9 protein-coding genes are annotated in these 12344 nt (G+C 66.9%); 3 read left to right on the plus strand and 6 right to left on the minus strand.

The annotated features are described in order from the left end of the window. Positions 1-455: 455 nt before the first annotated feature. Positions 456-2891, minus strand: coding sequence for a PAS domain S-box protein (locus WV31_RS00635; RefSeq protein WP_237051422.1), 2436 nt, complete (start codon positions 2889-2891; stop codon positions 456-458). A 234-nt stretch (positions 2892-3125) separates the two neighbouring features. Between WV31_RS00635 and WV31_RS00640 the strand changes: the two genes are divergently transcribed. Together WV31_RS00640 and WV31_RS00645 are read left to right on the plus strand one after the other, a co-directional pair. Next, a complete protein-coding gene (locus WV31_RS00640; protein ID WP_085371864.1) occupies positions 3126-4277 on the plus strand; it encodes an efflux RND transporter periplasmic adaptor subunit in 1152 nt (383 codons plus the stop codon). 21 nt (positions 4278-4298) lie between these two features. Next, positions 4299-7478: an efflux RND transporter permease subunit gene (locus WV31_RS00645; RefSeq protein WP_085371865.1), complete on the plus strand. Its 3180-nt coding sequence runs from the start codon at positions 4299-4301 to the stop codon at positions 7476-7478. A 12-nt stretch (positions 7479-7490) separates the two neighbouring features. Here the strand turns inward: WV31_RS00645 and WV31_RS00650 are convergent, their stop codons facing one another. The 5 genes from WV31_RS00650 to WV31_RS00670 all read right to left on the minus strand — a co-directional run bounded on the left by WV31_RS00650 (position 7491) and on the right by WV31_RS00670 (position 11243). Next, positions 7491-7847, minus strand: coding sequence for a c-type cytochrome (locus tag WV31_RS00650; RefSeq protein ID WP_085371866.1), 357 nt, complete (start codon positions 7845-7847; stop codon positions 7491-7493). Positions 7848-7908: 61 nt separating this feature from the next. Continuing rightward, a complete protein-coding gene (locus tag WV31_RS00655; protein WP_085371867.1) occupies positions 7909-9069 on the minus strand; it encodes an NAD(P)/FAD-dependent oxidoreductase in 1161 nt (386 codons plus the stop codon). A 4-nt stretch (positions 9070-9073) separates the two neighbouring features. After that, positions 9074-9238, minus strand: coding sequence for a rubredoxin (rd, locus tag WV31_RS00660; RefSeq protein ID WP_085371868.1), 165 nt, complete (start codon positions 9236-9238; stop codon positions 9074-9076). 27 nt (positions 9239-9265) lie between these two features. Then, entirely contained in the window at positions 9266-9745 is a 480-nt protein-coding gene (locus WV31_RS00665) for a rubrerythrin family protein (RefSeq protein WP_085371869.1), read from the minus strand. 106 nt (positions 9746-9851) lie between these two features. Next, the gene (locus WV31_RS00670; RefSeq protein WP_085371870.1) at positions 9852-11243 is read right to left on the minus strand and encodes an efflux transporter outer membrane subunit; all 1392 of its coding nucleotides are present in this window, start codon (positions 11241-11243) and stop codon (positions 9852-9854) included. Positions 11244-11791: 548 nt separating this feature from the next. Between WV31_RS00670 and WV31_RS00675 the strand changes: the two genes are divergently transcribed. Then, positions 11792-12340: a recombinase family protein gene (locus WV31_RS00675; RefSeq protein ID WP_085371871.1), complete on the plus strand. Its 549-nt coding sequence runs from the start codon at positions 11792-11794 to the stop codon at positions 12338-12340. The last annotated feature ends 4 nt before the right edge of the window (positions 12341-12344 follow it).

A 12344-nucleotide genomic window follows, 5' to 3' on the forward strand; every position in this document is an offset into this window, starting at 1 on the left:
CATTCGCACCAGCCTCACCACCACCTTCCGCGCCGGAAGGCCGTTCATCCCTTGGCGCCATGCCACCCTCTTCTCGCCATCATCCGCCCACGCGCCATCCCCGGCACGCGGCAGCCACTTCGCACCACTCTGCATGATACGATGGTTTGCGAGAAAAGGTCAATATACGGCATTTACCCGAGATAATTATAACATTTATTTGCCATAATCCATCCAGTGAAGTCAGGCGATAATATAAGCAATAATTCTAAGCACACCCTAAAAACTACAATAAAAATACCGACCATCAAAAGCCCTGGCCAACTTCCTCGTCTTCACAGACACACAATTCAACATCAACCATCACACGAAGTTTCAGCTTTCTCATAACTGCGGCCGTCAACTCCATGCCGGCACGAGCCCGGTGGAAAGCATGGCCTTTCCGGATACATATGGATATGCACTATGGCCAGAATTCAACCCAGGGTTTTGCGCAGGGTGAAGATGAACGCACTGCCGCTCCCGGGGCTCGATTCCACCCGGATGCGTCCGCCATGACGCTCGACGATCTTCTTGCAGATGGCCAGCCCGATGCCGGTTCCGTCGTAGTGCTCGCGGGTGTGGAGCCGCTGGAACACCAGGAAGATGCGGTCGAAATAGGCGGGATCGATGCCGATGCCGTTGTCCCTGACCATGAAGAGCCACTCGTCCGGCCGCTCCTCGGCGGAGACGGCGACCTCGGGCGGGCGGTCGGGCGCGCGGTATTTGAGCGCGTTGCCGATCAGGTTCTGGAGCAGGCGCAGCACCTGGGAGCGGTCGGCGACGATCGTCGGCATGGGGCCGACCTCGAGCCGCCCGCCCGCCTCGGCCAGGGCGACGCCGAGATTGCTCCGGACATCCTCCAGCACGTCGGTCATGGGGAATTCGCTGAACGCCCCGCCCAGCCGTTCCACACGGGAATATTCCAGCAGGTCGTGGATCATGGCCTGCATCCGCTTGGCCCCGTCCACCAGGAAATCGATGAACTCGTCGGCGTCGGCGTCCAGGCGCCCGCGGTAGCGGCGCTCGATCAGCTGGGCATAGCCGGCGATCATGCGCAGCGGCTCCTGCAGGTCATGGGAGGTGACGTAGGCGAACTGCTCCAGCTCCTTGTTGGAGGCGTCGAGCCTTGCCAGCAGATCCTGGGTGCGGGCCTCGGCCTCCTTGGCGAAGCTGACGTCCCGGCAGATGAACAGCAGGCAGTCGAGATCGTCGAGCACCACCTCCTGCACCGAGATCTGCACGTCGAAAGTGCGACCATCCTTGCGCCGCAGCCGGGTGCCGAAATCGGATACCTGGCCGTCGCGGCGGATCAGCCTCACCAGCCGGGCGCGGTCCTCGGGCTCGGCCCAGACGCCGAGATCCAGGGCCGTATGCCCCATGAATTCGTCGCGGGAATAGCCCAGCATGGCGGAAAAGGCGTCGTTCAGCTCGATGTAGCGCCCATCCTTGGTGGCTGAAATGACCATGGCGTCCGGGCTGGCCTGAAAGGCCTTGGCGAACTTCTCCTCGGACACTCTGAGGCGCCGCTCCGCCAGCTTGGCGACGGTGATGTCCTCGATGGTGCCGACCAGCCCGCCCAGCGGCCCCACCTCATCCGACAGGGCGGCGGCATGGCCGCGCACCCAGCGGATGGAGCCGTCGCCCCGCACCAGCCGCATCTCGGCCAGGAATTCGCTTTCCCCGCGCACATGGCGCCGCCACAATTCACCCACCGCCTCGCGGTCGTCGGGATGGACCACGTCGCACCATTTGCCGCCCAGCATCTCGTCGCGCGAGCGGCCCGCCAGGTCCAGCCAGCGTTCGTTGACGTACAGACAGGTACCGTCGGCGTCGCTCTGGAACACGCCCACCGGCGAATGCTCGGTCAGCATGCGGTAACGGGCCTCGCTGGCCGCCAGGGCCTGCTGGATGCGCTGGCGCTCGGCCAGCCGGCGATCCGAGACCACCGCCAACCCGATGGTCAGCAGCGCCAGGACCAGGGCCGCCCCGCCCTGGAACGCCAGGTCGCGGCGCCACGACTCCAAGGCGCTGGATAAGGGCATGCCGATGGCGATCACCAGCGGATGGTTCGGAAACCTCCGGAAGGCCAGCACCCGCTCGCGACCATCGGTGACCGAGGTGCCGACGAAGGCGCCCACCGGCGCGACCGCGGCATGGCTCATCACCTGGCCACCGGCCACGGACTTGCCCCGCCATGTGTCGCTGTCGGGCAGGCGCGCCAGAATGACGCCGTCGTCGCGGATCAGGGTGGCGCGGCCGCCATCGGCGGGCAGGACGGACCGCAATTCCTCTTCGAATATCTTCGGATCGAGAGCAACCGCGACCACCCCCCGCAAGGTCCCGCCGGCGTCACGGATGGGGCGGGCGACGACGATGCTCCGGGCCGACACCACCCGGCTTTGAATCGGCGCGCTGATGGCCACCGACCGCTTGGGGTTTTCCTTCAGGATCTTGAAATACTCGCGATCACTCACGTTGGTGCCGGCCATGCCGGGCAAGGTCCCCGCGATCATCATTCCGTCGGAATCGATGAATACGGCACTGCGGATCTCGGGAAGGAACTTCATCCGGTTGGCCAGCGAGACCAACGCGCGCCCCTCGACCACGGGCCGCCCCGCGGGCGCCTCCTCCTCCATCTCCGACAGCAACTGGTCGATGCCGCGCAGGATGCCGGAGACGTGCTCCTCCGACACACGCGCCAGGGTCTGGATCATGTACTCGCTGTCAGCGATTTCCTTGTGATAACCGCCCACCGCCTGCCAGATGGTCAGGGCCGCCAGACAGGGAACCACCACGGCGGCCAGAAGCCGGGCCCGCCACGCACTGGCCGGGCGATGTGCCGCCAGCGTCGCCCCGGCGCCCCCGGGCAACGTCTCAGAGCCCGAACGTGGCTGGTCCGTATTCATACGGAAAGATTACATGCTGATCGTATAGTTCACAATAACCACCCCATGCCGGGGCATGGCAGCGCGCATCCCTTGTTGACCGATGGCACCATCGCTCGCTAAAACCGAACCGTTCAGTTCAATCCGGCCGGCGGCTTGTGCCCATGGGCGGCCGTGACCATTCTTTCCACACACCTTCGCCGACACGGGACCGGATCAATGGACAGTTCACCCCGCCGCTCCAAGCTTCCGCTTCCCGTCCTGCTGCTGGGCGGCCTGGCCTTGCTGGGGGTGGCGGCGGGAATCGCCTCGTTCTCGTCGTCCTCGCCCGGCCCGGCCGGGGCGCCGCCGGCGGGCGGCCCGCCGGTGACGGTGGCGCAGCCGCTGGCGCGCTCGGTCATCGACTGGAACGACTATACCGGCCAGTTCGCCGCCCAGGATTACGTGGAGGTGCGCGCCCGGGTCAGCGGCTACCTGACCGAGGTGCACTTCACCGACGGCCAGATGGTCAACAAGGGCGACCTGCTGTTCGTGATCGACCCCAGGCCGTACGAGATCGCCCTGGCCGCGGCCCGGGCCAAGCTGGACCAAGCGTCGGGCACCAGGGAATTGGCGCGGCGCCAGCTGGCGCGGGCCAGCGAGCTCAACCGCAAGGAATTCGTCGCCGAAAGCACGCTGGACCAGCGCACCGAGGAATCCAGGGGCGCCGGCGCGTCCGCCCAGGCCGCCATGGCCGCCGTGCGCGACGCCGAGCTGAACCTGCAATTCACCCGCATCACCGCCCCCATCTCGGGGCGCATCAGTGCCAAGCAGGTCAGTGTCGGCAATCTGGTCACCGGCGGGCCCAATGTGGCCTCGCCGACCCTCCTGACCTCCATCGTGTCCCAGGACCCCATCCAGATGGGCTTCGACATGCCCGAGAACGATTTCCTGGCCCTGACCAAACGCGGCCCGCTGGTGGGCGCCGCCGTACAACTGACCATCGGCGAGGACAAGCGGGACGGCCGCATCGACTTCGTCGACAACCAGATCGACCGCGGCACCGGCACCATCCGCATCCGCGCCCTGGTGGACAATCCGCAAGGGCGGATTCCGGTCGGGGCCTTCGCCCGGGTGCGGCTGGCGGCCTCGGAATCCTACCAGGCCCTGCTGGTCCCCGATTCGGCCGTCGCCACCGACCAGTCGCGCAAGCTGGTGATGACCGTGAAGGACGGCACCGTGACGCCCAAGGTGGTCCGCCTGGGCCCCAAGGAGGGAAGCCTGCGGGTGATCAAGGAAGGCTTGGCGCCCGAGGACGAGGTGATCATCAACGGCCTGATGCGCGCCCGGCCGGGAACCAAGGTCACCGCCCAGCCCGGCAATATCCAATAGCGGGACGGGAGCCCCTTTCAAATGCGCCTGTCCCACTTCTTCATCGACCGCCCCATCTTCGCCACGGTGGTGTCCGTCCTGATCACCATCATCGGGGCCATCACCTATTTCGCCCTGCCGGTGGCCCAGTACCCCGAGATCGCACCGCCCACCATCGTGGTCAGCGCGTCCTATCCCGGCGCCTCGGCCCAGGTGGTGGCCGATACCGTCGCCACGCCGCTGGAGCAGCAGATCAACGGCGTCGAGAACATGCTGTACATGAACAGCCAGTCGACGGGCGACGGCAACCTGAAGCTGACGGTGACCTTCGCTCTGGGCACCAATCTCGACACCGCCCAGGTGCTGGTGCAGAACCGCGTCGCGGTGGCCACGGCGCGCCTGCCCGACGACGTCAAGCGCATCGGCGTGACGGTGGCCAAGAACTCGCCCGACATGCTGCTGGTGGTGCACCTGAACTCGCCCGACGGCTCGCGCGATCAGCTGTATCTGTCCAATTTCGCCTCGCTGCAGATGATCGACGTGCTGGCCCGCCTGGACGGCGTCGGCGACGTGCGCATCTTCGGCGCCCGCGACTACGCCATGCGGGTGTGGATCGACCCGGACAAGGCGGCGGCCCGCAACCTGACCGCCGGCGAGGTGGTCAAGGCGCTGCAGGCCCAGAACGTCCAGATCGCGGCGGGCGTGCTGGACCAGCCGCCCCAGCCCCAGCAGGGCGCCTTCCAGTTCTCGGTCCAGACCATGGGCCGCCTGATGGACCCCGCCCAGTTCGGCCAGGTGATCGTCAAGGCCGATGCCCAGGGCCGGGTGGTGCGGCTGAAAGACATCGGGCGCATCGAGCTGGGCGCCCAGGACTACAGCATCAACGGCTATCTCAACGGCAAGAACGCCATTCCGGTGGGCGTGTTCCAGCGCCCCGGCTCCAACGCGCTGGCCACCGCCGAGCGGGTGGTGGCCAAGGTCGAGGAGATCTCCAAGACCTTCCCGTCCGGCGTCGCCTACACCATCGCCTACAACCCCACCCAGTTCATCGCCCAGTCGGTGAAAGAGGTGATCAGCACCATCTTCGAGGCGGTGCTGCTGGTGGTGGTGGTGGTGATCCTGTTCCTGCAGACCTGGCGGGCCTCGCTGATTCCCCTGGCCGCCATTCCGGTATCGCTGGTGGGCACCTTCGCCGTGCTGGGCGCCTTGGGCTATTCGCTCAACAACCTGTCGCTGTTCGGGCTGGTGCTGGCGGTGGGCATCGTGGTCGACGACGCCATCGTGGTGGTGGAGAACGTCGAGCGCAACATGAAGGACGGCATGAACGCCCGCTCCGCCTCGCACCAGACCATGGACGAGGTGGGCAGCGCGCTGATCTCCATCGCCCTGGTGCTGTGCGCGGTGTTCATTCCCGCCGCCTTCATCCCCGGCATCTCGGGCCAGTTCTTCCGCCAGTTCGCGGTGACCATCGCGGCGTCCACGGTGATCTCGCTGATCGTCTCGCTGACGCTGTCGCCCGCCTTGTGCGCCCTGCTGTTTCGCGGCCACGGCCCGCTGGATCACCACGACGAGACGGGCTGGAAGCGCTGGGTCGCCCTGTTCTTCGCCAAGTTCAACAGCGGCTTCGACCGCATGGCCGGCGGCTACGGCAGCCTGACCCGCTCGGTGGTGAGGAAGTCGGGCATCATGCTGGTGCTTTATGCCGGCCTGATCGGTCTGGCGGGCTTCGAGTTCTACAAGACGCCCAAGGGCTTCATCCCGGAAATGGACCAGGGCTACCTGATCGCCGTGGTGCAACTGCCGCCCGGCGCCTCGCTGTCGCGCACCGACGAGGTGGTCCGGCGCGTCTCCACCATCATGGCCGAGACGCCCGGCGTCGGCCACACGGTGGTGATCGCCGGCCTGGACGCCTCGACCTTCACCAACGCGTCCAACGCCGCCACGGTATTCACGCCCCTGAAGCCGTTCAAGGAACGTTATGCCCAGGGGCTGTCGTCCAACGTCATCCTGGCCGATCTGAGGAAGCGCCTGGCCTCGGTCCAGGACGCCATGATCATTCCGATCCAGCCGCCGCCGGTGCGCGGCATCGGCACGGCGGGCGGCTTCAAGATGATGCTGCAGGACAAGGGCGGGCGCGGCTCCAAGGCGCTGGAGGAGGCGGCCCAGGACATGGCCGCCGCCGCCGCCAAGGTGCCCGGCCTGTCGGGCATGTTCGCCCTGTTCAACACGCGCACCCCCAACGTCTATGCCGACATCGACCGGGTGAAGGCCCAGATGCTGGGCGTGTCGACCGAGCGCATCTCGGAAGCGCTGCAGGTCTATCTGGGCTCAGCCTTCGTCAACGAGTTCAACTATCTGGGCCGCACCTACCGCGTCACCGCCCAGGCCGATTATCCCTTCCGCAAGGACATCGAGGACATCGCCGCCATCCGGGTCAGGAACGACAAGGGCCAGATGGTGCCGCTGGGCGCCGTGGCGGAATTCCGCTTCGACACCGGCCCCTACCGCGTGCCGCGCTACAACCTGTTCCCGGCGGCCGAGGTGCAGGGCGCGGCGGCGCCGGGCTACGCCTCGGGCTACGCGCTGGAGCAGATGAAGGCCCTGGCCGCCGAGCGGCTGCCCGACGGCTTCGGCTTCGAATGGACCGAACTGGCGCTGCAGGAGCTGCTGGCCGGCAATAACGGCCTGTTCGTCTTCGCGGCGTCGGTGCTGTTCGTCTTCCTGCTGCTGGCCGCCCAGTATGAGAGCTGGTCGCTGCCGGCCGCCGTGGTGCTGATCGTGCCCATGTGCCTGCTGGCCGCCGTCACCGGCCTGATCATCCGCGGCCTGCCCATCAACATCCTGGCCCAGATCGGCTTCATCGTGCTGATCGGACTGGCGGCCAAGAACGCCATCCTGATCGTCGAATTCGCCCGGCAGGCCGAGACCGAGGGCATGGACCGCATCGAGGCCGCCGTCCACGCCGGACGCACTCGCCTGCGGCCCATCCTGATGACCTCGCTGGCCTTCGTGCTGGGCGTGCTGCCGCTGGTGATCGGCACCGGCGCGGGCGCCGAGATGCGCCAGAGCCTCGGCACCGCCGTGTTCTTCGGCATGCTGGGCGTCACCGGCTTCGGGCTGGTGTTCACGCCCATCTTCTATGTGGTGATCAGGAAGATGGTCGCCGGCCACCACGCCCGCGCCGCCGCCGCCCATGCGGCGGAGGAAGCGCGGGGACGGTAGGCCGCCGGGACGCTACTTCAGCGTCTTCATGTAGGCGATCAGCGCCGCCACGTCGTCGGGGTTCTTGGTACCGGCGAACACCATCTTGTTGCCGGGAATGGTGTCCTTGGGATTGGCCAGATAGGCCGCCAGATTGGCGTCGTCCCAGGTCTTGCCCCAGCCGGTCATGGCCGGGGAATACTTGAAGCCCGCCGCCGCCGTGCCCGCCTTGGAGCCGGCCACGCCGAACAGGCTGGGCCCCACGCCGTTGGCGCCGGCCTCGACCTTGTGGCAGGCCTTGCACGGCGTGAAGGCGGCCGGCGGGTCGGCGGCCAGCGCCGTCCCGGCCAAGGTCACGAGTGCGGTAAAAGCGGCAAGCTGAAGCTTCATCGGAAAAGTCCCCCTGATTGTTTGCCCATCCGCCATCCAGCAAACCATCATTTGAGATTTGTCACAACAGGTCTGGCATCTCCTTGGCCAGGGCCTGGCGCTCGCCGGCTCGCGCGCCCGACAGGGCGAAGCCCAGCTTGCGGCCGTCGGGGGCGACGAACAGCGCCTTGCGGTCCCGTCCCTCGCCCTCCATCACCCACTCGCCGGCGGCGCCGGGCGCGGGCGGACAGACCACCATGGGCAGGGCCGGGGTCTTGACCACCACGGGCAGCGCCGGAAGCTTCAGTTCCGTCTCGGTACCGGCCAGGGTGGCGGCCAGGGCCTTGGCCTCGGCCATCAGCGGCAGGACGAAGGGCAGCGGCCCGGCCGGCGTCTCGGCGCAGTCACCGATGGCGAAGATATCGGGGTCCGAGGTGCGCAAGGTGCGGTCCACCACGATGCCCCTCTCCACCTTGAGCCCCGCCTCGAAGGCCAGCCGGGTGCGCGGCACCAGGCCGATGGCTGACAGGGCCTGGTCGTAGGCGATCATGGTGGAATCGTCGAGCGCGGCGCGGCCCTTGTTCCAATAGGCCACCGAGCGGCCCAGATGGAAGGTGACGCCCGCGGCGGCCAGCGCCTTGGCCATCTCGTCGCCCAGCCCCTGCGGCAACAGGCGGCCCAGCGGCCAGGGCGCCGGGTCGACCACGGTGACGTGATGGCCCGACCCGGCCAGGTCGTTGGCGAATTCCGAGCCGATCAGTCCGGCGCCCACCAGCAGGACGCGGGCCCCCGGCGTCAGGGCGGCGCGCCAGGCGGCGTAATCGTCGAGATCGTTGACGGTGCGGATGTCGGCCTCCTCGCAGCCCTCGACCCAATAGGGCCGGGGATCGGCGCCGATGGCCAGCACCAGCTTGCCGTATCCCATCTCGAACTCCGAGCCGTCGGGACGGCGCACCACCACGGCATGGGTGTCGCGGCGGATGGCGGCGACCCGGTGGCGCACCAAAACGGTGGCGCGAAGGTCGTCCGCCATCTGGCCGGCGCTCTTCTGCACCAGGGAGGACGGGTCCTTGCCCTGGGCGAAGGCGGCGGACAGCATGGGCTTGGAGTAGGACTCGCCACCGTCGGCGGTGATGATGGTGATGGCGGTTTCGGCGTCCAGCTTCCTCAGTTCGCGGGCCAGGGTATACCCCCCCAGCCCGCTGCCGAGAATCACCACGCCATTGCGGGCGGCGGTCTCCATGATATCAGCCCTCCTGCACTTCGAAATCGGACTTGGACACGCCGCAATCGGGGCAGGACCAGTCGTCGGGGATATCCTCGAAGGCGGTTCCGGCGGGGATTCCATCCTCGGGGATACCGATGGCCGGGTCATAGACGAAACCACACACGACGCAGACATACTTCTTCATGATCAATTCCTCCGGTTGACGGGTTGCTCAGGCGCCCTTGTGGGCGTTCAGGGTGGCCTGGTAGTGGCCGGCGTGCTTTTCCTCGACCTTGGCCAGGGCGGCGAAGCGCTTGGCGGCGGTGGCCAGGATCTTGGCGAAGCGCTCGGCGTGCTCCTTGGATTCGGCGATCTGCTCGTCCATCTCGGCCACGGCGGCCGTGTTGCCCTCCTGCTCGGCCAGGTGACGGAACTTGGGGTACATCTCGGTGTACTCGTAGGTCTCGCCGTCGATGGCCATCTGCAGCATCGTCTCGACCGTCAATTCGGCCTTGGGATAGAGCAGTTCAAGGTGCCCGAAGGCGTGCATGGTTTCCTGCTCGGCGGTACGCTCGAAGACCTCGGCCACCTCGACGGCGCCCAGTTCGCGGGCCCGGCGGGCGAAGTAGAGGTACTTGCGGTTGGCCATGGACTCGCCGGCGAAGGCCGCTTCGAGGTTCTGAATAGTGGGGGAGGCGGGGTTGAAGGCCATTGGGGTCATCTCCTTGGTGTGAACCGATGAAGAGACCCTATCGAAATGGCGCGATCGAGTGAAACGAGTTAACTTTGTTTCTGTAATCGTATTTATCGATTATAAATCATCGTTCCGCCTGCCATCCCCCGCCCAGGGCCTTGTACAGGCCGACGATGGCCTGCATCTGCCCCAGGCGGGCCTGGGCCAGGGCATCCTGGGCCGAGAACAGGGTCTTCTGGGTGTTGAGCACGGTGGTGACGTCGACGATGCCGCCGGCCAACTGGGCCTGGGCGATCTCGAAGGCGCGGCGCGAGGTGGCCTCGGAATTGCGCTGGGCCTCCACCTCCTCGGCGGCCTTCTCCACGGCGATCAGGGCGTTTTCCACATCCGAGAAGGCCGAGGCCACCGCCTTGCGGTAGGTCTGGGACAGTTCCTCGAAGCGCGCCCGCTTCTGCTCGACCTGGCCCGCGATCTTGCCGCCGTCGAAGATGGTCTGGGTGGCGGTCGAGGCCACCGACCATAAAAGGCTTTGCGCCGTCATCATCTTCATGAGGTCCAGGCTCTGGAAGCCGCCCTGCCCCGTCAGCGAGATGGCCGGGAACCAGGCGGCGCGGGCCGCCGCGATGTCGGCGTTGGCGGCGCGCAAGCTGGCCTCGGCCGATTGCACGTCGGGCCGCCGGGCCAGCAACTCGGAGGGCAGACCGGCGCCGACCACCGGCACACGCAGCGCCCCCAGGGTCTCGGGCACCAGGGCGAAGTCCTCCGGCATGCGGCCGGTAAGAATGGCCAGCGCGTTGTGATCCTGGCGCATCTGGCGTTCCAACGGCGCCAGGGTGGCATTTTGCGCCGCCAGCACGCTTTCCTGCTGCGCCACGTCCAGGGAGGTGGCGGTGCCCGCCGCCTGGCGGTCGCGGAACACCGCCAGGATGCTCTCGGAATTGGCGATGGATTCCTTGATCAGGCGGATGCGCTCGGCCAATCCCAGAATCTCGAAATAGGTGGTCGCCACCCCCGACTGGGCGGTCAGCATGGCCGTCTGCAGGTCGAAGCGCGACGCCTGGGCGGCGGCCTGGGCCGAGTCCACCCCCGCCGCGTTCTTGCCCCAGAAATCGATCTCGTAGCTGGCGGTGAGCGTGGCGCTGCTGGTGGTGGTGTGCCGCGCCTTGGTGGTCGAGGTGGTGCTCGCCGCGCGCGAGGCCCGCGCCCGCGTCTCGCTGGCCGAAGCCGACAGCGACGGCAAGAGCGGCGCCCCGGCGATTCCCAGTTGGGCGTCGGCCTGGCGCACCCTGGCGGTGGCGGCGGCCAGATCGAAATTGGCGGTTTGCGCCCGGGCCATCAGTTCATCCAGCCGGACCGAGCCGAATTGCCGCCACCAATCGGCGCTCGGCCACACATTGGCCTGGGCGGCGTTCTTCCATTGGGCCGGCGGCGGCGTCGCGGGTTTCACATAGGCGTCGCCCATGGAACAGGCCGACAGCAGCGCCAGCGAAAGAGCGGAAAGGGTGGTCTTCCTCACGTGGTCATCTCCTGATCGCGACCCGGCGCGGCGCTGTTGATATTACGCAAACGAAAGTGTCGTGTCCCGCTTACAAGGTGTTTACAGTCCCCCTGCGAATTACCACTGCGAAATTGAGAATTCCGCCTTTCCCGCCCCTGCCTGGCCTCGCCCGCCGGCGCCACGATGTAAAAAGGCACCTGCGAAAATACCCTGCGAAACCTGTTGGCAAAGTGTGGATGACGGCATGGCGCCTTCGGGTCCCCCGCCGGATTTCGCACTGCGGCAACCGTATGGCCGGAAATCAGCATCACCCACCCAATGTTCGCCCATTGGTAGATGTTGAAGAAATTGAAACAAGGTCCCGGCCCGCCCTTCACACCCCGTTCACAGCCTAATTGCCAAAATAGGCTGCGAAATCCATGGGGTGGCGGATTTCCTGGCCAACACACCATGTCACAAGTACGGCGGGGCGGATGGGGTTCTTGCAAAAACTCCGTGCGAAACATGTGGACAGCCTGGGGAAAGACGCTACCATCCGGCCGTTCCGACCAGAAAGCGGTTGCATCATGATTGTCGGCTATTTCCGAAGAATCGACGGCGGCGAGGAGGCGGCCCCCACCGCCGTCCTGCGCGCCGAGCGCTGCCTGCGCATCGAATCCGACCCGGTGGGCCGCGCCAGCGCCCGCCGGCAACTGATCGGCTCCCTCAGCAACGGCGACGTCCTGGTGTCGCCGTCCATCGCCCATCTGGCCCCATCGGTGAGCGAGGTGCTGCGCGTCTGCCGCCAGGTACACGGACGCGGCGCGACGCTCCGCCTCGTGCTGGAAAAGATCGACACCTCCATTCCGGCGGCGCGCAACGCTCTCAACGCCTTCGCCGAGTTCGACAACCGGCTGATCTCCGAGCGGCGCAATGCCGGTCTTTACGAGGCCGCCCTGTCGGGTGCGCGTCCCGGCCGCCCGCGCAAGCTGGACCCGGCCCGCATCACCCTGATCGCCGATGAACTGGCCAATGGCCGCACCGCCGCCTCCATCGCCCGCGAGCTGAAGGTGCACCCCACCACGGTGACCCGGCTGGCGCGCCTTGCCGCGACGGGAGAGGACGATCCGGGCTGATCCC

The sequence above is a fragment of the Magnetospirillum sp. ME-1 genome, assembly GCF_002105535.1.
Classification (GTDB): Bacteria; Pseudomonadota; Alphaproteobacteria; order Rhodospirillales; family Magnetospirillaceae; genus Phaeospirillum.

Bases quoted from the DNA above. Each gene is read 5' to 3' on its own strand.
- WV31_RS00640 (WP_085371864.1), top strand. From the start codon at position 3,126: ATGGACAGTTCACCCCGCCGCTCCAAGCTTCCGCTTCCCGTCCTGCTG.
- rd (WP_085371868.1), bottom strand. From the start codon at position 9,238: ATGAAGAAGTATGTCTGCGTCGTGTGTGGTTTCGTCTATGACCCGGCC.
- WV31_RS00655 (WP_085371867.1), bottom strand. From the start codon at position 9,069: ATGGAGACCGCCGCCCGCAATGGCGTGGTGATTCTCGGCAGCGGGCTG.
- WV31_RS00650 (WP_085371866.1), bottom strand. From the start codon at position 7,847: ATGAAGCTTCAGCTTGCCGCTTTTACCGCACTCGTGACCTTGGCCGGG.
- WV31_RS00675 (WP_085371871.1), top strand. From the start codon at position 11,792: ATGATTGTCGGCTATTTCCGAAGAATCGACGGCGGCGAGGAGGCGGCC.
- WV31_RS00665 (WP_085371869.1), bottom strand. From the start codon at position 9,745: ATGGCCTTCAACCCCGCCTCCCCCACTATTCAGAACCTCGAAGCGGCC.
- WV31_RS00645 (WP_085371865.1), top strand. From the start codon at position 4,299: ATGCGCCTGTCCCACTTCTTCATCGACCGCCCCATCTTCGCCACGGTG.